The organism is Leisingera daeponensis DSM 23529 (assembly GCF_000473145.1).
In the GTDB taxonomy this organism is placed as follows: Bacteria; Pseudomonadota; Alphaproteobacteria; order Rhodobacterales; family Rhodobacteraceae; genus Leisingera; species Leisingera daeponensis.
In genome coordinates, this window is the sequence record NZ_KI421500.1 from 1702450 (window position 1) to 1722484 (window position 20035).

The window sequence follows — 20035 nt, forward strand, 5'->3', positions numbered from 1 at the left end:
CACTTTTGTAAGGGCCATGCCTTGCATCTTCTGGCTGCCCGAACGGGCAAAAGCGAGTGTGCCGCCAATCACACGCAAGCATTTGCTCAACTTGTACCGGGCAGGTCTGGACCGGCCCCGTTTTGGCACCCGCCCTTGGACCGGGCGCTGCCCTCCGATTTGCGGCACCACCCTTGGCCTCTGCGCCCGCCGCCATGCGCCCGAACCCCTCAAATTCTCCCGGTTCCCTGCACGCCCGGCCAAAATGCGCTATACTCCATGCCTACCGCGAGACGCGCGCCCCGCTGACGGGTGATAACCACAGCAAAGGAGGACGACCCGCATGGATGCAATCAAAGCCGCTGAGTATGCCCGCGCGCTCTACAGCGCGCATGGCGACAAGGCCGAGGCCGAAGCCGCGCAGAAAATGCGCGAATGCGAAGAAGCCGGCAAGGACGCCGAGGCCGCAGACTGGAAAGCCGTGCGCCAGGCCGTGCGCGCCATGCGCGGGCCGAACCAGACCTGAGCGCCAGACCGCTGGAGCGCCGCACGCCGCAGCGCTCCAGCGCCTTTGAAACACCCCGTTCACCACGATTGAAACGCGCCCCGGCTTGCGCCATACTGCGGTCCATTCCCGCGGGCATCAGACCCGCTTGCCAAGAACCGGGGCATGAGCAGATGAAACCTTTCCTGACAGCCGCGCTTTGCGCAGGATTGCTTGCAGCACTGGCGCCCGCAGGCGTCTCGGCCGGCGCCATTGAGCGCGCCTGCCGCCAGTCGGACCGCACCGCCGCGACGCCGTCCTTGTGCAGCTGCATCCAGAATGTGGCCAACCGCAGCCTGACGCGCGCGGAGCGCAAGACCGTCTCCAAGTGGTTTGCCGACCCGCACAAGGCCCAGGTCGTGCGCCAGTCCAGCAACCGCAATGACGAGCGGCTGTGGCAGCGCTACAAGGCCTTTGGCGACCACGCGGCGCGCAGCTGCGGCTGAGCCGCACCGCAGGCCCGGCCCGTGCAAAGGCGTCCCGCGGGGGCGCCTTTTTTCGCTGTTTTGATGCATTTTCGCTGCGGCATTTTCGCAGCGCCCAGGGGCCTCGGCCCCGCCCCTCTTGACCGCACTGCCCCAAAACCGGAAACAACGGCGCAAGGTATTGGAGCAGTTCAGATGTTGATCAAAGGTGTTACCCTGCGCGGGCTGGAAGTGTTCGAGGCCCTGGCCAAGACCGGCTCGGTGGCGCAGGCGGCTGAGCTGACCGGCCTGAGCCAGCCCGCCGTCAGCCAGCAGATGCGCAATCTGGAAAAGGCGCTGGACAGCGAACTGATCGACCACGGCCGCCGCCCGATGGTGCTGACGGCGGCGGGGCGCAGCTTCCTGTCGCGGACCGAGGCGGTGCTGGGCGAGCTGCGGCTGGCGCAGAGCGAGCTGACGGTGATGGACCTGACCCACTTGCAGGCGCTGTCGATCGGGCTGATCGACGATTTCGACAATGACCTGACGCCGCGGCTGGCCACCATCCTGGCCGACAGCCTGACCCAATGCCGGTTCAAGATGATCACCGCCTCCAGCCATGACATCATCCGCGCGCTGGAGGCGCGCGAGCTGCACATCGCCGTCGCCGCCACCGCCGGGGGCTTGCACGAGGGGCTGGTGGAATATCCGCTGGTGCGCGATCCCTTCATCCTGGTGGCCCCGCGCGGCGCGGTCTCGGATGCGGCGCAGGCGGCAGAGCAGCTGAGCGGCCTGCCCTTCCTGCGCTATGCCCGCGAGCAGCTGATCTCGCAGCAGATCGAAGCGCTGCTGAGCCGCCAGAAGCTGGAGTTCGAGGACCGGTTCGAGGTCGGCTCGCATCTGGCGCTGATGGCGATGGTGGCGCGGCGGATCGGATGGGCAATCACCACGCCGCTGGGCTTCATGCGCGCGGGGCGCTTCCACGACCAGATCGACGCCTTCCCGCTGCCTTTTGGCGAGATGTCGCGGACGATCTCGCTGTTCACTGCCGCCGACTGGGCCGACCGGGTGCCGCGCGATGTGGCCGAGACCGTGCGCCGCCTGGTGCAAAGCAAGATGATCGACCCCGCGGTGCAGCAGCTGCCGTTCCTGGCAGGCGGCTTCCGGGTGATTGCGGAGTAATCAGAGCGCCGCCTTGAGCCCCCTGGCGGCCTGTTCGATCAGGTCCAGGCAGCCGCCGAAATCCCGGGTGTAATAGGGGTCCGGCACATGGTCCGCGCCGCTTTCCGGCGCGTAGTCCGTGAACAGGCGCACCGGGGTCTCGTTGCCTGCGGGGCGCAGCGCCTCGATATTCTCCAGGTTGCTGGCATCCATGGCGATGATCAGATCGAAGCTGTCGAAATCAGCGCGCCGGAACTGCCGCGCGCGCAGGTCCGAGATATCCAGCCCCCGCGCCCGCGCCGCCGCCTGCATCGGGCCGTAGGGCGGCTCTCCCACGTGATAGGAAGCGGTGCCTGCGCTGTCGGTCTCGGCCTCGGGGCAGAGCGCCCGGAACACGCCCTCGGCGGCCGGGGAACGGCAGATGTTTCCTAGGCAGACGAACAGAATACGGGTAGGCATGGGCAAACGGCTCCTTTGGACGGGAGCAGTGATAGGGGGTTTCAGGGCAATGGAAAAGAGCGCGAAGATCGTCATTCTGACCGGCGCCGGGATTTCCGCCGAAAGCGGGCTGGGCACATTCCGCGACGAGGGCGGCCTCTGGGCGCAGCACCGGATCGAGGATGTGGCAACGCCGGAAGGCTTCGCGCGCAACCCGGATCTGGTGCATGGCTTCTATAATGCGCGGCGGGCGCAGGCAGCAGGGGCAGACCCCAACCCGGCGCATCGGGCGCTGGCGCGGCTGCAAGCGGAGCACACGGGCGAGGTGGTGATTGTCACCCAGAATGTCGACGCCCTGCATGAAGCGGGCGGCGCCGCGCAGGTGCTGCATATGCACGGCACGCTGGCAGGCGCGCTGTGCGCGGCCTGCAACCACCGCTGGGCCGCGCCGCTGGAGATGCAGACCGGCCAGCCCTGCCCCGCCTGCGCCGCGCCTGCCGGGCGGCCCGATGTGGTCTGGTTCGGCGAGATGCCGTATTTCATGGAGGAGATCTATGCCCATCTGGCGGAGGCGGATCTGTTCGCCGCCATCGGCACCTCCGGCGAAGTTTACCCCGCCGCGGCCTTTGTCGATGAGGCGCATCTGGCGGGTGCGCATACGGTGGAGCTGAACCTCGCGCCGTCGGCCGCTGCCTCCCGCTTTGCTGAGCGCCGCTTCGGCCCGGCCAGCGAAACCGTGCCCGCCTGGGTGGCGGAGCTGCTGGGCCGGCCATAAGCGGCAAAAAGCCCGCCGCAAGGGCGGGCTTTGGGCGCGAAGGAGGGCTGCGGCGCAGCCTGACGCCGCGCCCGCCCTGCCCTGCGGGCCTTAGTTGGTGCTGGTGGAGTGGTCCATGTTTCCGTGGGCCCCGTCCTGGCGCTCCAGATCAACCGGCACGTCAATTTCGACCTCGCCGGCCTTCTCGAACACCAGCGTGACCTTGACCACGTCGCCGTGGTTCAGCGCCTGCTTCAGGCCCATGAACATGATGTGGTCGCCGCCGCGCTGCAGCATATGGGTCGCGCCTGCGGGCACGGCAAAGCCTTCCTCCACATGCATCATCTTCATGACGCCGTCATCGCCCTCCTTGTGGGTGTGCAGCTGCACCTTGGCGGCCACGTCCGAGCGCACATCAATGAGCTGGTCATCGGCTTCGCCCTTGTTCATGATTTCCATGAAGGCGGCACCGGCCTTGGCAGCCGGCGAGGACACCCGCGCGTACTGGCCGTGCACCATGATCATGGCATCGCCCGCAAAGGCGGAGGTGGCAAAGGCAGCAGCAGCCGCGGCTGCAAAGACAACAGACTTCAGGGACATATCCTGTCTCCTCCTGGTAGGTATTCGGTATTGAAATTGGTGGTGTGCTTGGCCGGTCAGGCGATGGCCGGCGGCGCGCGGGCGGTGGCGCGCAGGATCTGCTGAACGGAGGCTGGCACCGCCTGCCGGCCCGCCGTCACCGTGCCGCAAACCTCAACCGGCAGCACCAGCCCCGGAGGCTGCATCACCGCGTCCAGCACATGCACCACGCAATCGGGGCAATGGTGCGGCGGCTTTACCGGCTGGCCCTCGCTGTCCACATAGATGGTGACCGGGCCGGTGCCGGTGCAGATCACCATCTGGCCGGCGGCATCGCGCTCCCCCTGCCGGGCGGCGGCGCTGTGGGCGGTCAGGGTGACCGTCAGGGCCAGGAACAGGCCAAGGGATATGCGCAAGGCACGGATCATCACCGCAAGATATGCCCCCGCGGCGCGGCCCCCGCAAGGCGCAACCCTGCGGCAGATTGCGCAAACGCAAACACCGCGCAAGGGTGCCCCTGCGCGGTGTGCGTAATCCGATCCGGTGAAGGGATCAGGCCAGGAAATTAAGCCTGAGCGGCTTGTGCCTTGGCGATCTCTTTCTTCACTTTCAGCGCGTTTGCCGACAGCTCTTCGTCCTTGGCTTTGGCCAGGAACGCGTCCAGGCCGCCGCGGTGGTCGACCGAGCGCAGGGCGGCTGCGGAGATGCGCAGCTTGACGCCGCGGCCCAGAACTTCGGACTGCAGGGTCACGTCGTTCAGGTTGGGCAGAAAGCGGCGCTTGGTTTTGTTGTTGGCGTGGCTGACATTGTTGCCAGTCATCGGGCCTTTTCCGGTCAGTTCGCAACGGCGCGACATATCTTCATCCTTCGTTTCTGGAGGCGCTGGCAGTCCGGCGCCAAATCACAAGGGGCGCGGCCATTGGCTGCGCCCGAAAACTGGTCCGCTGCTCTTACGCTCAACCGGCAACAGCGTCAAGTGATTCAACTCAGCTTTCTTACCGGGCTTACTGCACCCGTTCACGGCCCGCCGCAAGCCCCTGCGGCCGCCCTTTTCACCCCGGCAGCCGGGGTCAGGCAGCGCCGAGCGCCTGCAGCATGATCCGCGCCGCCTCGCCTGGGCTTTTGCCGCCGCTCGCCACGGTCGCAGCCAGTTCCGCCATCTGCGCCTTGGCCTCCGGCGTCTCCAGCCGCGCCAGGAGCGCCTGGCGCACCTCCTGATCGAACCAGTAACAGGCCTGATCGGCGCGGCGGCGCTCCCAGTGGCCGTTTTCCCTGCGCCAGGCGGCCAGCGCCTGCATCTCCTCCCAGGCCTTGTCCAGCCCGTGTTCCTCCACCGCGGACACCATCAGCGCCTTGGGGAAGCCTTCGGGATCCTGCGGGCGCTTGCGCAAGAGGCGCAGGGCGCCGGCGTAATCGGCGCAGGTGCGGGTGGCGACGGGTTTCAGCGGCCCGTCGGCCTTGTTCACCAGGATGAGATCGGCCATTTCCATGATGCCGCGCTTCACCCCCTGCAGCTCATCGCCGCCCGCGGGCGCCAGCAAGAGCAGGAACAGGTCCGACATCTCCGCCACCACGGTTTCCGACTGGCCGACGCCGACGGTTTCGATCAGCACCACGTCAAAGCCTGCCGCCTCGCATAAGGCAACAGCCTCGCGGGAGCGGCGGGCGACGCCGCCCAGATGGCTCTGGCTGGGGGACGGGCGGATAAAGGCGTTCTTGTCGCGGCTGAGCCGTTCCATCCGGGTCTTGTCGCCCAGAATGGAGCCGCCGGAGCGCGCCGAACTGGGATCGACCGCCAGCACCGCCACCCGCAGGCCAAGCCCGGTCAGCATCATGCCGAAGCTTTCGATGAAGGTGGATTTGCCGACGCCCGGCGTGCCCGACAGGCCGATGCGCAGCGACTGGCGCTTGTGCTTTGCCAGCTCCGACAACAGCTCGCCCGCCCTGGCGCGGTGATCCTTGCGGCCGCTTTCCACCAGGGTGATGGCCCGGGCCAGCGCCCGGCGGTCGCCATCGAGGATCTTCTGCGTCAGCTGTTCGGTATCCATGCGTGCCTTCCTGTCGTGATGGGCGGACCTTGTCGCAAGCCGTGCCGCAAAGTCCAGCCCCCTGCGGTCTGGCGCGCACCCTACATCAGACGCCGCTGCAGGAAAGGCGGCAAATCCGCCGCGGCTGGTGCGGTTTGCGCAGTGGGAGTAACGGATCGACACCCCAAAGGCGTTTCAAAACTATCACGCAAATGGGCTGGTCCGCCCGGCTGCACGCCGGGCAGCGCCCGTCCGCCCCCGTCAAACCGGAGGTTTGCCTCCGGCAAAACGGCGGGCGCTTCGCTTCCGCCCGCGGACGGGCTCTGCCCTTAGCGCGTGTTTCCGAGGCAAGGCTCCATACACACCGCTAGACCTCCCCCGCCCCTTTGGCGATAAGGCGGGCATGACCAGATTGCCGATCGAAGACGCCCTCCCCGACCTCCTGGACGCCCTGCGCGCCCGCGGCCGTGCCGTGCTGCAGGCGCCGCCCGGTGCGGGCAAGACCACGCGGGTGCCGCTGGCGATGCTGGAGGCCGGCCTGACCGCAGGCCGCATCGTCATGCTGGAACCGCGCCGCCTCGCCGCCCGCGCCGCGGCGGAGCGGATGGCGGAGACGCTGGGGGAGAAACCGGGCCAGACCGTCGGCTACAGGGTGCGGGGCGATGCCAAGGTCTCGAAATCGACCCGCATCGAGGTGGTGACCGAGGGCATCCTGACCCGGATGCTGCAATCGGACCCGGACCTGCCCGGCGTCGGCGCGGTGATCTTTGACGAATTCCACGAACGCTCCCTGAACGCCGATCTGGGGCTGGCGCTGTGCCTGGAGGTGGCGGGCGCGCTGCGCGAGGACCTGATGCTGCTGGCGATGTCGGCGACGCTGGACGCCGAACCGGTGGCGGCGCTGATGGACGCGCCGATGGTAACGTCTGAGGGGCGCAGCTATCCGGTGGAAACCCGCTGGCTGGAGCGCCCCCTGCCCGCGCAAGGACGGCGCGCGGATGCGCTGGCCGATCTGGTGGTGCAGGCGGAGAGAGACACAAAGGCCACCGGCGGCGGCATCCTGGTGTTCCTGCCCGGCGAGGGCGAGATCCGCCGCGCCGCCGCGACGCTGGAGAAGCGCCTGCCCGGCCATTGCCATATCCGCCCGCTGTTCGGCGCCCTGCCCTTTGCCGAGCAGCGCGCGGCGATCCAGCCCGAGGCGCAGGGCCGCAAGGTGGTGCTGGCGACCTCCATCGCCGAGACCTCGCTGACCATTCAGGACATCCGGGTGGTGGTGGATATGGGCCAGGCGCGCCGCGCGCGGTTCGATCCCGGCTCCGGCATGTCGCGGCTGGTGACGGAGAAGGTGACCCGCGCCGAGGCCACCCAGCGCCAGGGCCGCGCGGGGCGGGTGGCGGAGGGCATCTGCTACCGGATGTGGACCAAGGGCGAGGAAGGCGCGCTGATGGCGTTTCCGCCGGCCGAGATCGAAAGCGCCGACCTCACTGCGCTGGCGCTGGAGCTGGCCCTTTGGGGCGCGGCGCCGGAGGACCTCTCGTTCCTGAGCCGGCCGCCCGCAGGCGCGCTGGCAGAGGCGCAGGCGCTTTTGCACATGCTGGGGGCGCTGGACGCGCAGGGGCGGATCACCGGGCATGGCAAGGCGCTGGCCACCCTGCCGCTGCATCCGCGGCTTGGCCATATGCTGTTGCAGGCCGGACCCGCGGCGGCACCCCTGGCCGCGCTTCTGGGCGAGCGCGATCCGCTGCGCGGCGCGCCTGCGGATCTGTCGCTGCGGCTGAAGGCATTGAGGGACATCAAGGGGTTTGAGCGCAGCCACCCCTATCAGCTGAACCGCCCGGTCGTAGAGCGCATCAAGAGCGAGGCGCGGCGGCTGGAGAAACAGGCGGGCCGCCGGGATGCGGGGCTGTCCGCCGCCATGATGGCGGCACTGGCCTATCCCGACCGTGTGGGCCAGCGCCGCAAGGGCGACAACCCGCGCTTTGTGCTGTCGGGCGGCAAGGGCGCCATCCTCGACGGCGGCGATACGCTGGCAGGCGCACCGTTCATCGTGGCGCTCGACACCGACGGCAACCCGCGCGAGGCGAAGATCCGGATGGCGGCGCAGATTTCCCTGCCGGAAATCCGCGAACTGTTTGCGGATCAGATCGTCTGGACGGATGTCTGCGCGTGGTCGAAACGCGACCGCCGGGTGGCGGCGCGCCAGCAGGAGCGCTTTGGCGCCATGGTGCTGGACGACCGGATCTGGAAAGACGTGCCGCCGGACGCCGTGGCGCGGGCGATGCTGGACGGGGTGCGCGACCTGGGCCTGCGGCTGACGGGCGCTGCGGCGCGGCTGGCGGCGCGGGTGGAGCTGGTGCGGGCGGAAGGTTTCGATCTGCCTGATTTCTCCCTCCCCGGCCTGACGGACACGCTGGAGGACTGGCTGCTGCCGATGCTCGGCGGGGTGAAATCGGCGGAGGACTGGAAGCGCTTCGATCTGCTGCCCGCGCTCAAGGCGGCGCTCAGCTGGGAGCAGACGCACCTGCTGGACCGCGAGGCGCCGGGCAGTTTCATCACGCCGCTGGGGCGCAAGATCCCGATCAGCTATGACGGCGAGATCCCCGAAATCTCGGTCCGCCTGCAGGAAATGTTCGGGGTGACCCGCCATCCGTCCGCAGGCGGCGTGCCGCTGAAGGTGTCGCTCTTGTCGCCGGCCCAGCGCCCGATCCAGATCACCCGCGACCTGCCCGGCTTCTGGGCCGGCTCCTATGCGGATGTGCGAAAGGACATGCGGGCGCAATACCCCAAGCACCCCTGGCCCGAGGACCCCACGCAGGAAGACCCGACCCTGCGCGCGAAACGGCGGAAATAGCCCATTGCAGCGCGGCGCAGGCCCGCAGCGGGCCGCAGGCGCGCTGCCCGGCCCAACGGCTGGCGGCGGCATCTGCGATGCGCGGACAGCGGGCGGGAGCGCCGCCGCCGCACCGGAACCTGCCTGGTAAGTGCTTTTTTCACCCTTGCCTGCCAGACTGCGCAGGATGCCGCAAACGGGCCGTCAATCCGCAGCCGCAAAACCGCGCGGGACGGCGCCGTTCAAGCGGCAGCCTTGATATTGCGGGCAAGCCTGCATACCTTTCCGCAACTGCACACAAGAACACGGGGCCAACCCCACACCAATGGCTGAGCAGACATGACCCGCACCCTGACGCGCGCCTGGGAGGAAATCCTCAGGCCGATGCTGAAACGACCGAACCGCCTGCAAGTTGCCGCCCTGTGCTACCGCACCCGCGCGCACGGCAAGGAGGTGCTGATGATCACCAGCCGCGGCACCGGCCGCTGGATCATCCCCAAGGGCTGGCCGGTCGAGGGCAAGGACGGGCCGGCCTCGGCGCTGCAGGAAGCCTGGGAAGAGGCCGGCGTGCGCTCCGCCCGCGTTTCCAAACAGCCGATAGGCGAGTTCAATTACCTCAAGCGCCGCGGCCACGGCGCCGATGAGCCGGTGACCACGCTGATTTTTGCCGCGGAAGTCGAGGCGCTTGCCGATGATTACCCCGAGTCCCACCAGCGCACCCGCCGGTGGATGCGCCCGGAGGAGGCCGCGGAACTGGTGCAGGAGCCGCAGCTGCAGGCGCTGCTGCGTCAATTGTAAAAGTTATGTGACATTTTCATGTCAAACGCTTGAACCGCTCCCGCAGCGGGGTTAGGCGCGTCCGCAGACCTCAGAATCAGGAATACGACTATGAGCGATGCACCCCAGCGCACGCAATGGACCACGCTGGACAAGGACCTGAACCGGATCTCCCAGCTCGAACTCGCCACCGCCTATGTCTCCCGCCCGCTGGTGGCGCCGGGCATTGCGCTGGCCTTCATCGTGCTGGCAGGCCTCGGCGCCGGTGTCTTCTTCGGCGGCTCCGCCATGAGCATGGTGGTGATCGCCGCCGCTGCCTTTGGCGCTTACATGGCGATCAACATCGGCGCCAATGACGTGGCCAACAACATGGGTCCGGCAGTGGGCGCCAACGCGCTGACCATGGGCGGCGCCATCGTGATTGCCGCCGTTGCCGAAAGCGCCGGCGCGCTCTTGGCGGGCGGCGATGTGGTCTCGACCATCTCCAAGGGCATCATCGACCCGGCCGCGGTGTCCAGCAGCAACGTCTTCATCTGGGCGATGATGGCGGCGCTGATCTCCTCGGCGCTGTGGGTGAACCTGGCCACCTGGGTCGGCGCGCCCGTGTCCACCACCCACTCGGTCGTGGGCGGCGTTCTGGGCGCAGGCGTGGCCGCCGCAGGCACCGCCGCGGTGAACTGGCCCACCATGGGCAAGATCGCCGCGAGCTGGGTGATCTCGCCGGTGCTGGGCGGGGTGATTGCCGCCCTGTTCCTGGCCTTCATCAAGGCCAAGATCATCTATCAGGACGACAAGATCGCCGCCGCCCGCCGCTGGGTGCCGGTGCTGGTCGCGATCATGGCAGGCGCCTTTGCCTCCTATCTGGCCCTCAAGGGCCTGAAGAAGATCGTCAAGATCGACCTGGAAACCGCGCTGCTGATCGGCGCCGGCGTTGGCGCCCTGTCCTATGTGATCACCGCGCCGCTGATCAAGCGCCAGTCCAAGGGCATGGAGAACCGCAACAAGTCGCTGAAGGCGCTGTTCGGCCTGCCGCTGGTGATCTCTGCCGCGCTCCTGTCCTTCGCCCATGGCGCCAACGACGTGGCCAATGCGGTCGGCCCGCTGGCCGCCATCGTGCACGCAACCGAGTTCGGCGACTTTGCCACCAAAGTCGCGATCCCGACCTGGGTTATGGTGATCGGCGCCTTCGGCATCTCCTTCGGCCTGTTCCTGTTCGGCCCCAAGCTGATCCGCATGGTCGGCAGCCAGATCACCAAGCTGAACCCGATGCGCGCCTACTGCGTGTCGCTGTCCGCAGCGATCACCGTGATCGTGGCCAGCTGGCTGGGCCTGCCGGTCTCCTCCACCCATATCGCGGTAGGTGCGGTGTTCGGCGTCGGCTTCTTCCGCGAGTGGCACATGGAGCGCCGCCTGAAGAAAACCGCCGCAGGCCGCCCGGCAGAGAAACGCATCGCGCCGGAGGAGCGCCGCCGCCGCAAGCTGGTGCGCCGCAGCCACTTCATGACCATCGTGGCCGCCTGGGTGATCACCGTTCCGGCCGCCGCGCTGCTGTCGGCGGTGATCTACCTGCTGCTGAACACCTTCATCGGCTGACAGTTCTGCCCGTGACATCAGAAAGCCCCCGCAGCATCCGCCTGCGGGGGCTTTTCTTTTGCGCTCAGAACCTTTCCACCCAGGGCCGCAGCACCAATTCGTCGCTCCAGGCCGAGCGGTGCTGGTTAATCAGGTGCATATACTCGCGGGCTATCGCCTCCGGGTCCAGCATACTGTCCGGGCTGTCCGCGGCCTCTGTCCGCTCGGGCCGCGCGGCGTTTCGGATGCCGCCGTCGATATTGACCCAGGCGACATGGATGCCCCTGGGGTGCAGCTCCCGCGCCATTGATTGCGCCAGCCCGCGCTGCGCGAATTTGCCCATGGCAAAGGGCGCCGACTGGGCAAAGCCCTTCACCCCGGCCGAGGCGCCGGTGAACAGGATGGTGCCGCGCCGCCCGTCTTCGGGCTGCTGCGCCAGCATCCGCCGGGCCGCCGCCTGCCCCAGCAGGAAAGCGCCATAAGCGGTGACCTCCACCGCCTTGCGCACCGCTTCCGGTTCCAGCTCTGCCACCGGGCCGCGGACACGGGCAGACGGGTTATAGCAGGCCACCCGCAGATCGCCCGGCAGATTGCCGACAAGGGCAGCAGTTCCTGCAGCGTCCGTGCCGTCGAGCACGTGCAACGCGGCGCCGGTTTCCGCCGCCAGCCCGTGCAGCTTATCAGTACTCCGCGCCGCCAGATGCAGCGCATAGCCCTCCCGGGACAGCGCCCGGGCAAGGGAGGCCGACAGGCCCGCCCCTGCGCCGACGATCAGTGCAAGCGGTTTTGATGATGTGTCTGCCATCGCGGAACCTCCCCCTGTCCGGCAGCAGGATGGTGGCGGCAATGCGCCCCCCAGACAAGGGGTTCGGGGGCTTAAACGCACCCCCTTGCGGTCCGGGCACCGCGCCGGGCCGCAGGCCCGGCGCCACGCCCAACCGGCACGCCCCCTTCCAGCGAAGGGGGCGCGGCGGGCGGGAGAGCCCCGCCCTGCCGGCGGCCCTCTGGCCTCAAGCTTGGCTGTGCAGGCGGCTATGCAGGCGCCGGCCTCAGCTGCCGGCGCACCAGCGCATGATGGCCTTCTGCGCGTGCAGCCGGTTTTCGGCCTCGTCAAAGATCACCGAGTTCGGCCCGTCCATCACCTGGCTGGTCGCCTCCTCCTCGCGGTGGGCCGGCAGGCAGTGCATGAACAGCGCATCCGGCTTGGCGTGCGACATCAGCTCCGCATTGACCTGATAGGGCCGCAGCATGTTGTGGCGGCGTTCCTTGGAGGACTGGCTGTCATGCATCGACACCCAGGTGTCGGTGACCACCAGGTCCGCGCCCTCGACCGCCTTGGCCGCGTCGCGCTCGATCACCACCTTGGAGCCCGCCTTGCGCGCCAGGCCGACAAATTCCTCCTCCGGGTCCAGCTGCGCCGGGCCTGCAAAGGTGAGGTCGAAGCCGAACTGGCCGGCCGCATGCAGGAAGGACGCGCAGACGTTGTTGCCGTCGCCGCACCAGACCACCTTCTTGCCCTGGATCGGGCCGCGGTGCTCTTCGTAGGTGAGCACGTCAGCCATGATCTGGCAGGGGTGGGTGCGGTCAGTGAGGCCGTTGATCACCGGCACGTCCGAGTATTCCGCCATCTCGGTCAGCACGGTCTCGTCAAAGGTCCGGATCATGATCATGTCGACATAGCGGCTGAGGACGCGTGCGGTGTCGGCAATGGTCTCGCCATGGCCCAGCTGCATGTCCTTGCCCGACAGCACCATGGTCTGGCCGCCCATCTGGCGCACGCCGACGTCGAAGGACACCCGGGTCCGGGTCGAGGGTTTCTCGAAGATCAGCGCCACCATCTTGTCTTTCAGCGGCAGCTCATCATCCAGTGCGGCCTTGGGGCGGCCAAGGCGCGCCTGCTTGGTGGCCTTGGCCTGATCGATGATTGCGCGCAGATCGGCAGGGCCGGTTTTGTGAATGTCGAGGAAATGGTTCATAGTTCTATCGCTTCTGGCTGGCGAAGGCCGGGGGCTGCCTGCCCCCGGACCCCCGGGAGTATTTATGAAAAGGTGAAAATCAGGCGGCGGCGACCTGGGCGGCGGTTTTGTCCAGGCGGCGGACGGCCTCGGCGATGTCCTCATCGGTCAGGGTCAGCGGCGGCAGCAGGCGGATCACGTTGTCCGCTGCCGGCACGGTGATCAGCTCGTTGCCATAGCCCGCCTGGACCACATCGGCGTTCGCCGCCTTGCACTTGAGGCCCAGCATCAGGCCGGCGCCGCGCACCTCTTCGAACACCTCGGGGTGGTCGGCCACCAGCCCTTCGAGCTTCTGCCGCAGCAGGCCCGCCTTGCGGTTCACCTCGGCCAAAAAGGCGTCGTCGGCGATGTGATCCATCACCGCGCAGCCGACCGCGCAGCCCAGCGGGTTGCCGCCGTAGGTGGAGCCGTGGGTGCCTGCGGTCATGCCGCTGGCGGCGTCCTCAGTGGCCAGCACCGCGCCCAGCGGGAAGCCGCCGCCGATGCCCTTGGCCACCATCATGATGTCGGGCGTGATGCCCGCCCATTCATGGGCAAACAGCTTGCCGGTGCGCCCCACCCCGCATTGCACCTCATCCAGGATCAGCAGGAGGCCGTGCTCGTCGCAGATCCGGCGCAGCGCCTTCAGCTCTGCGTCGGGGACCGGGCGGATGCCGCCCTCGCCCTGCACCGGTTCGATCATGATCGCGGCGGTGCGTTCGCTGATCGCATCAGTCACACCGTCCAGATCGCCAAAGGTCAGATGCACGAAGCCGGGCAGCAGCGGGCCGAACCCCTTGACCATCTTTTCGGAGCCCGCGGCGGCAATCCCGGCAGAGGACCGGCCGTGGAAAGACCCGTCGAAGGTGATGATCTCCACACGTTCCGGCTGGCCCTTGTCGTGGAAATACTTGCGCGCCATCTTCACCGCCAGCTCGCAGGCCTCGGTGCCGGAGTTGGTGAAGAACACGGTGTCGGCAAAGGTGTGCTCCACCAGCTTGTCCGCCAGCGCCTGCTGCTGCGGGATCTGGTAGAGGTTGGAAACATGCCACAGGTTCTGCGCCTGCGCCGTCAGCGCTTCCACCAGTGCCGGATGGGCATGGCCCAGCGCGTTCACGGCGATGCCCGACCCCAGATCCAGAAAGCGGCGCCCGTCCGCCGTGGTCAGCCAGGCGCCTTCGCCTTTGACGAACTCAAGCGGGGCACGGTTGTAGGTCGGCAGAACGGACGGGATCATCGGGATCATCCTTTTTCTAAGGTAGAAGCCAAAGCTGTGACGTAAGCCTGGCCTTGGGTCAACGGTGGATCAATGGAATTCGAGGGGGGAGGCGCCGCAGAGAAGGCGCAACAGATCAGGGGCCGGTCACGCCAGGCGGCGTCGGCGTCGCGAAACGGTGATATCTGCGCGTTTGATCATGGATGGGTTCCATAATGGAGGTTTCGCCGAAAGAAAACCCCATTTGTGTCATTCGATCCGCCAATCCGCCGCGGCGCGCCGCCCGTCCCATTCACCTTTGGCGAAATACTCCGGGGTGAATTGGCCCTGAGGCCAAGAGGGGCAGCGCCCCTGCCCTGTGCAAGAAAGCGGGGCAGCGCCCGCAGAATACAGCCGCGGCCGAAGCCTTTCCCCTTGCATCCCGCGGCGGCTTGCCGCACCGCTTGCACATGCGCCGCGACACCGCTGAAAACCCGCCCCTGGCCGCTGCCCTGATCCTGGCAGCCACAACCTTCATTGCCGGCACCACGCTGATGGCCAAGGCGCTGGGGACGGATTTGCTGGGCGCGCCGCTGCACCCGCTGCAGATCAGCCATGGCCGCTTCCTGTTTGCCTTCATGGCCATCTCAACGGCGGTGCTGATCCTGCGGCCCAAATTCACCCGGCCGCATTGGGGCTATCACATCGGGCGCACGTCCTTTGGCTGGGCGGGTGTCACGCTGATGTTTGCCTCCGTGGCCTATATCCCGCTGGCCGATGCCACCGCGATCACCTTTCTGAACCCGGTCTTCGGCATGCTGCTGGCGATCCCGCTCCTGGGCGAGCGGGTCGGCCCCTGGCGCTGGGGCGCGGCGCTGATTGCCATGCTCGGCGCGATGATTCTGCTGCGGCCCACGCCCGCCAGTTTCCAGCCCGCAGCCCTGCTGGCCCTGGGCGCGGCGGCAGTGATGGGGCTGGAGCTGATTTTCATCAAGAAGCTGGCGGGCCGCGAAGCGCCCTTGCAGGTCTTATGGGTCAACAACCTGTTGGGGCTGGCGATTGCCAGCTGCGCGGTGCTGCCGGTCTGGCAGATGCCAAGCTCCGCGCAATGGGCGGCGCTGGCGGTGCTGGGGCTGCTGATGGCCTGCGCGCAGGCCTGTTTCATCAACGGCATGGCGCGCGCCGATGCCTCATTCGTGGCCCCCTTCAGCTATGCCACGCTGGTGTTTGCCGCCCTGTATGACATCCTTGGCTTCGGCGCGGTGCCGGATGCCATCTCCGTCCTCGGCGCCTGCATCATCCTGGCCGGGGCCGCCGTGCTGGCCTGGCGCGAAGGCCGGGTGCGTCCGCCTGCGGGCCGCGCCGCAGCCGCCGGGAAGTAGACCCGGCGGACCGCGGCCCGCGGGAAAGATATTTCCGCCGCTGGCCCATGGGCGACATCTGCGTCGAAAACCGGCATTCTCCGCCTGCCCGGCGCGCCACCCTGCCCCTTAGCAGGACAGGAGCACGCAGATGCATGAGAGACGGATTCCAGAATGGCTGCGCCATGCGCCGGTGCCCTCGGTGCGGGACTTCGGGATCCTGGCGGGGCTTGAGGCGGTGGTGCGCGGCACGCTGATCTCTGTGTTTCCGCTGATCATGTACCGGGCGCTGGGGGATGCGGGTCTGGTCTCCGCCTCCTATTTCGCGGTCGGCGTGCTGTCGCTGATTGCCGGGCTGATGGTGCCCGCGCTGGTCCGGCTGGTGCCGCGCCGCTGGGCCTACAGCCTGGGCGCGCTGATGTTTGTCCTGTCGGCGGGCTTTGCCATCGAAGGCAGCCCCGCGTCGGTGCTGGCCGCGCTGGCGCTCAACACCATGGCGGCGGTCACCACATTCGTCTGCTTCAACGCCTATGTGCTGGACTACATCGCCCGGGTCGAGCTGGGCAGATGCGAGACCTCGCGGATGTTCTATTCGGCACTGGGCTGGACCGCCGGGCCGATGACCGGCGTGCTGCTGCTGGAGGTCTGGGCGCCCGCCCCCTTTCTGATCTCCGCCGCGGCGGCCCTCGTGATGCTGGCGGCTTTCTGGTGGATGCGGATGGGCAACGGCAAGCAGATCGCCCGTGCCCGGGGCCCCGCCTCCAGCCCGCTGAAATACCTGCCGCGCTTCCTGCAGCAGCCGCGGCTGGTGACCGGCTGGCTGTTTGCGGTGATCCGCTCCTCCGGCTGGTGGATCTATGTGGTTTACCTGCCGATCTTTGCCATCGAGAAGGGGCTGGGGCAGGAACTGGGCGGCATCCTGCTGTCAATCACCAACGGCTGCCTGTTTGCCGCGCCGCTGCTGCAGCGCTGGGTGCAGCGGCATTCGATCCGGATCGCGGTGCGCACGGGGTTCCTGGCCGTCACCCTCTGTTTCGGCGCGGCGGCGGCGCTGCAGGGCTGGCCTGCGGTGTCGGTGGCGCTGCTGATGGCCGGGTCGGCGGCGCTGATCCTGCTCGACATCTGCGGCGGGCTGCCGTTTCTGATGGCGGTGAAACCGTCCGAGCGCACGGAGATGTCGGCGGTCTATTCCAGCTACCGCGATATCTCCGGCATTGTGACGCCGGGGGCGGCCTGGCTGGTGCTGATGGTGTCGCCGCTGGCCGGGATCTTTGCCGCAGGGGCCGGCGCCATGGCCTTTGCCGCCCTGCTGGCGGGCAAGCTGCATCCGCGGCTGGGACGCAACAGGGCCGCGCCGCTGCCTGCCGATGACCCGCTGCCCGCGCAGTAGCGGCGCCGCGGCGTCAGGGTTTCAGCCGGTAGCCGGTGCGCAGCATCACCCAGGCCAGCAGGCAGACGGCAAAGGTTGCACCGCCGCAGACCGCCAGCCCCAGCAGCGGCGGGCTGTCGGAGGTCCCGATCACCCCGAATCGCACCCCGTCGATCAGGTAGAACACCGGGTTCAGATGCGAGATTGCCTTCAGCACCGGCGGCAGCGCCTCCACCGAATAGAAGGTGCCGGACAGGAACGCCAAGGGGGTCACGATGAAGTTGGTGATCGCCGCCATCTGGTCGAACTTGTCGGCAAAGACCCCGGCCACAATGCCCAAGCCGCCGAGGAAGGTCGCGCCCAGCACGATGAACAGCAAGGCCGTCAGCGGATGCGCGGGCACGATTTGCAGGACCGCCATCAGCCCCAGCCCGATGCCCAGCGCCACCAGAGTGCCGCGCGCCACCGCGCCCGCCAGGTAGCCCAGCAGGATCTCCAGCCCCGACAGCGGCGGCATCAGCGTGTCGACGATATTGCCCTGCACCTTGGCAATCACGATGGAGGAGGAGGTATTGGCAAAGGCGTTCTGGATCACCGTCATCATCATGATGCCCGGCGCCAGAAAGGTCAGGAACGGCACCCCCATCACATCGCCGCGCTTCGGCCCGATGGCAATGTTGAAGATCATCAGGAACAGCGCCGCAGTCACCAGCGGCGCCAGCAGGGTCTGGGTCCAGACCACCAGGAACCGTTTCACCTCGCGCCAGGCCAGCGCTTTCAGCCCGAGCCAGTTCACCTGCCCGAACCTGCGCGCGCCCAGTTCAACCTGATATCCCCGATCCGCCATGCCGTCCCCTTGCGTTTTTTGCTGTCTTGCCTGCATAACGGCTGCCGCTTGAGGCGCAAGATGCCTTGTAACTCCGCCCGCAGTGATTAAAATAGAGCGATCACACGGAATATGATGGCGGCCGCAGAACCCCTGGGGCCGCTATTAGCTTGGAAAGGCAACAGATGTCCTGGACAGACGAGCGCGTCGAACTGCTCAAGAAAATGTGGGGCGAAGGCCAGTCGGCCAGCCAGATCGCAAAAGAACTGGGCGGCGTCACCCGCAACGCCGTGATCGGCAAGGTTCACCGCCTCGGCCTGTCCAACCGCAACAGCGGCAGCGCCAAGGCGGCTGAGCCCAAGGAAAAGCCCGCAGCAGCCCCCGCCGCCGCTGCCGCGCCCAAGCCTGCGGCCGCGCCCAAACCCAAGCCGCAGCCCAAGACAGAGCCGGCCCGCCCGGCCGCGGCCCAGCCTGCGGCAGACGCCAAGCCGGCGACGCCTGCGCGCCGTCAGATCATTCCGGCCGGCCAGCCGCTGCCGCCGCAGCCCTCGGCCAATGAAATCAGCCCCGAGGCACTGGCCAAGGTGAACGAGATCGAGAAGAAGGCCAAGAAGCTGGGCCTGATGGAACTGACCGAGCGCACCTGCAAATGGCCGGTGGGCGATCCTGCGACCGAGGACTTCTGGTTCTGCGGCCTGCCCTCGCAGCAGGGCAAACCCTATTGCGAGGCGCATGTGGGCGTGGCCTTCCAGCCAATGTCGTCGCGCCGCGACCGCCGCCGCTGAGCGCACCGCCCAGAGAAAGAAACAAGGGCGTCTGCAAGGGCGCCTTTTTCGTGCAGGCTGCGGAGAACCGGTCTGTCCGCCTTTGCCTCCCGCCTCCGCCCTCCTGTCTCCACCTCCCGGAAACGTGAAAAAACGTGTATGATGGCGGTGTCCGCCGCAGCTTCGGCGGCGGCGGGCCTGTTTCATCAAGGAGGCCGAAATGAAACCCACAGCAGTCGCGGCCTGTGCCGCTCTTGGCGTTGCGCTCACCCTGACCCATGCCCCCGCAGCGGCGGATTCGGTTTCTGAACCGGTCCTGAAAACCGAACTGGACGGGATGCCCGGCACCGAAGCCAACATTGTCGTCTTCGACGTGGACCCGGACTGGGAGACCGACCATCACTTCCATCCCGGGCACGTCTTCGTCTATGTGGTTGAAGGCACAGTGAAGATCGACATCGACGGCGAAGACCCCGTTGAGTACGGCCCCGGCGAAGCCTTTTACGAACGGCCGAATGTCAGCATGGTCGGCTCAAACGCCAGCACCACGGACCGGGCCAAGATCGTGGTCTTTCAAATCGGCAAGGCCGGCAAGCCGCTGATGGTCAGCAACTAACCGGACAGCGCCGCAGGACGCCCTGACGCCCCGCCCTGCGCCACGTCCGCCCGGACGCAGGGCTGCCGGATTTACGGCCTCAGTTCGCCACCGGCCCCTCGGACGTGAAATTCGGAATGACGCTGCCGGAGGCTGCCTTGGGCTCGATCCCCGGCCAGTTGCCTTCAGCCAGGTTGATGTTGCCGGGGATGTCTTCCTCCCAGAACCCCACAACCACATCGGTGATGTTCAGGTACAGCTTGTCATCGACGATGCGCCACAGGTTCGGGTTGGCGGGCACCTTGCCGCCCTTGGACACGCCATAGGCGCAGTGGCCGTCATATTGCGGCGCGTAATAGGCCGGGTTTTCCATGAACTTGTCTCGGTTCTCCGCACTCGAGAACGCCCAGGTGGCGCCGTTGTAGTCCGCGGTGAAATCCGCGTGCCCGCGCACCGGGGCGGTCTGCGGCGTGCCGGGCGGGTTCATCTCCAGGCTGCGGTAGGCCACCACGTCATAGCCCGACACCGCATAGCCGGTGCCGTCGACATACTGCTCCCCGGCAAAGGCCGGCAGGGCAAAGGACAGCGCTGCCGCAGCAGCAAAAACAAGACGCTTCATGAAATCATCCCTTTCATCGGTGATCGCTTCTGTTTGGCACCGGCATCTGCACCGGCCTTGGCACTGACATTACCGCGGCGGCGGCAAATGCGAAGGGGGGCTCACGGCTCTGTGTCCGCCGAGGACAGGCGCGTGAGCGGATTGTAAAATTTCCGCGCGCAGACCTTCCAGTCATTGGAATTTGCAAATAACCCCTTATCTCAGCCGGAGCCGGCCGCCCCAGCGTGCGCGGGTGACCCGGAACAGG

21 protein-coding genes are annotated in these 20035 nt (G+C 67.4%); 11 read left to right on the plus strand and 10 right to left on the minus strand.

Annotated features, from left to right (window positions below; translation table 11 throughout):
• Window positions 1-322: 322 nt before the first annotated feature.
• The 3 genes from DAEP_RS0108715 to DAEP_RS0108725 all read left to right on the plus strand — a co-directional run bounded on the left by DAEP_RS0108715 (window position 323) and on the right by DAEP_RS0108725 (window position 2109).
• Window positions 323-505, plus strand: a complete 183-nt coding sequence (locus DAEP_RS0108715; RefSeq protein WP_008555705.1) for a hypothetical protein — start codon at window positions 323-325, stop codon at window positions 503-505.
• 152 nt (window positions 506-657) lie between these two features.
• Complete coding sequence (locus tag DAEP_RS0108720; RefSeq protein ID WP_027244387.1) at window positions 658-969, plus strand: hypothetical protein; 312 nt, start codon at window positions 658-660, stop codon at window positions 967-969.
• A gap of 174 nt (window positions 970-1143) precedes the next feature.
• On the plus strand, window positions 1144-2109 hold the full coding sequence (locus tag DAEP_RS0108725; RefSeq protein WP_027244388.1) for a LysR family transcriptional regulator: 966 nt from the start codon (window positions 1144-1146) through the stop codon (window positions 2107-2109).
• Here the strand turns inward: DAEP_RS0108725 and DAEP_RS0108730 are convergent, their stop codons facing one another.
• Entirely contained in the window at window positions 2110-2547 is a 438-nt protein-coding gene (locus tag DAEP_RS0108730) for a low molecular weight protein-tyrosine-phosphatase (RefSeq protein ID WP_027244389.1), read from the minus strand.
• A 49-nt stretch (window positions 2548-2596) separates the two neighbouring features.
• Here DAEP_RS0108730 and DAEP_RS0108735 point away from each other — a divergent pair, with 49 nt between their 5' ends.
• Window positions 2597-3301, plus strand: coding sequence for an NAD-dependent deacylase (locus DAEP_RS0108735; protein WP_027244390.1), 705 nt, complete (start codon window positions 2597-2599; stop codon window positions 3299-3301).
• 90 nt (window positions 3302-3391) lie between these two features.
• Here DAEP_RS0108735 and DAEP_RS0108740 read toward each other — a convergent pair whose 3' ends face one another.
• From DAEP_RS0108740 to meaB, 4 genes are all read right to left on the minus strand, one after another.
• Window positions 3392-3880 carry a copper chaperone PCu(A)C gene (locus DAEP_RS0108740; protein ID WP_008554213.1) on the minus strand — a complete coding sequence of 163 codons (489 nt, stop codon included), beginning with the start codon at window positions 3878-3880 and terminating at the stop codon, window positions 3392-3394.
• 56 nt (window positions 3881-3936) lie between these two features.
• Window positions 3937-4287, minus strand: coding sequence for a DUF2946 family protein (locus DAEP_RS0108745; protein WP_036760544.1), 351 nt, complete (start codon window positions 4285-4287; stop codon window positions 3937-3939).
• A gap of 137 nt (window positions 4288-4424) precedes the next feature.
• Window positions 4425-4715, minus strand: coding sequence for a 50S ribosomal protein L28 (rpmB, locus tag DAEP_RS0108750; protein ID WP_019296104.1), 291 nt, complete (start codon window positions 4713-4715; stop codon window positions 4425-4427).
• A gap of 214 nt (window positions 4716-4929) precedes the next feature.
• On the minus strand, window positions 4930-5907 hold the full coding sequence (gene meaB / locus DAEP_RS0108755) for a methylmalonyl Co-A mutase-associated GTPase MeaB (RefSeq protein WP_008557061.1): 978 nt from the start codon (window positions 5905-5907) through the stop codon (window positions 4930-4932).
• 382 nt (window positions 5908-6289) lie between these two features.
• Here meaB and hrpB point away from each other — a divergent pair, with 382 nt between their 5' ends.
• The 3 genes from hrpB (at window position 6290) to DAEP_RS0108775 (ending at window position 11086) form a co-directional block, all read left to right on the plus strand.
• On the plus strand, window positions 6290-8737 hold the full coding sequence (gene hrpB, locus DAEP_RS0108760; protein WP_027244392.1) for an ATP-dependent helicase HrpB: 2448 nt from the start codon (window positions 6290-6292) through the stop codon (window positions 8735-8737).
• 318 nt (window positions 8738-9055) lie between these two features.
• The gene (locus tag DAEP_RS0108770; protein WP_008556106.1) at window positions 9056-9514 is read left to right on the plus strand and encodes an NUDIX hydrolase; all 459 of its coding nucleotides are present in this window, start codon (window positions 9056-9058) and stop codon (window positions 9512-9514) included.
• Window positions 9515-9604: 90 nt separating this feature from the next.
• Window positions 9605-11086 carry an inorganic phosphate transporter gene (locus tag DAEP_RS0108775; RefSeq protein ID WP_008556746.1) on the plus strand — a complete coding sequence of 494 codons (1482 nt, stop codon included), beginning with the start codon at window positions 9605-9607 and terminating at the stop codon, window positions 11084-11086.
• 64 nt (window positions 11087-11150) lie between these two features.
• Here the strand turns inward: DAEP_RS0108775 and DAEP_RS0108780 are convergent, their stop codons facing one another.
• The 3 genes from DAEP_RS0108780 to DAEP_RS0108790 all read right to left on the minus strand — a co-directional run bounded on the left by DAEP_RS0108780 (window position 11151) and on the right by DAEP_RS0108790 (window position 14296).
• Window positions 11151-11870 (minus strand): SDR family NAD(P)-dependent oxidoreductase, encoded by a 720-nt coding sequence (locus DAEP_RS0108780; RefSeq protein WP_027244393.1) that lies wholly within the window; start codon window positions 11868-11870, stop codon window positions 11151-11153.
• A gap of 244 nt (window positions 11871-12114) precedes the next feature.
• Complete coding sequence (gene argF / locus DAEP_RS0108785; RefSeq protein ID WP_027244394.1) at window positions 12115-13041, minus strand: ornithine carbamoyltransferase; 927 nt, start codon at window positions 13039-13041, stop codon at window positions 12115-12117.
• A gap of 79 nt (window positions 13042-13120) precedes the next feature.
• Window positions 13121-14296, minus strand: a complete 1176-nt coding sequence (locus DAEP_RS0108790) for an aspartate aminotransferase family protein (protein WP_027244395.1) — start codon at window positions 14294-14296, stop codon at window positions 13121-13123.
• A gap of 428 nt (window positions 14297-14724) precedes the next feature.
• Here DAEP_RS0108790 and DAEP_RS0108795 point away from each other — a divergent pair, with 428 nt between their 5' ends.
• Window positions 14725-15636: a DMT family transporter gene (locus DAEP_RS0108795; RefSeq protein WP_027244396.1), complete on the plus strand. Its 912-nt coding sequence runs from the start codon at window positions 14725-14727 to the stop codon at window positions 15634-15636.
• A gap of 130 nt (window positions 15637-15766) precedes the next feature.
• Complete coding sequence (locus tag DAEP_RS0108800) at window positions 15767-17005, plus strand: MFS transporter (protein ID WP_027244397.1); 1239 nt, start codon at window positions 15767-15769, stop codon at window positions 17003-17005.
• 13 nt (window positions 17006-17018) lie between these two features.
• On the opposite strand, the gene DAEP_RS0108805 is transcribed toward DAEP_RS0108800, so the two are convergent.
• Entirely contained in the window at window positions 17019-17831 is an 813-nt protein-coding gene (locus tag DAEP_RS0108805) for an ABC transporter permease (protein ID WP_027244398.1), read from the minus strand.
• 164 nt (window positions 17832-17995) lie between these two features.
• On the opposite strand from DAEP_RS0108805, the gene DAEP_RS0108810 reads away from it, so the two are divergent.
• Together DAEP_RS0108810 and DAEP_RS23305 are read left to right on the plus strand one after the other, a co-directional pair.
• Window positions 17996-18595 (plus strand): GcrA family cell cycle regulator, encoded by a 600-nt coding sequence (locus tag DAEP_RS0108810; protein ID WP_027244399.1) that lies wholly within the window; start codon window positions 17996-17998, stop codon window positions 18593-18595.
• Between the two features lie 199 nt (window positions 18596-18794).
• Entirely contained in the window at window positions 18795-19190 is a 396-nt protein-coding gene (locus tag DAEP_RS23305; RefSeq protein ID WP_051337349.1) for a cupin domain-containing protein, read from the plus strand.
• 79 nt (window positions 19191-19269) lie between these two features.
• On the opposite strand, the gene DAEP_RS0108820 is transcribed toward DAEP_RS23305, so the two are convergent.
• Window positions 19270-19788: a YHS domain-containing (seleno)protein gene (locus tag DAEP_RS0108820; protein WP_027244400.1), complete on the minus strand. Its 519-nt coding sequence runs from the start codon at window positions 19786-19788 to the stop codon at window positions 19270-19272.
• Between the last annotated feature and the right edge of the window lie 247 nt (window positions 19789-20035).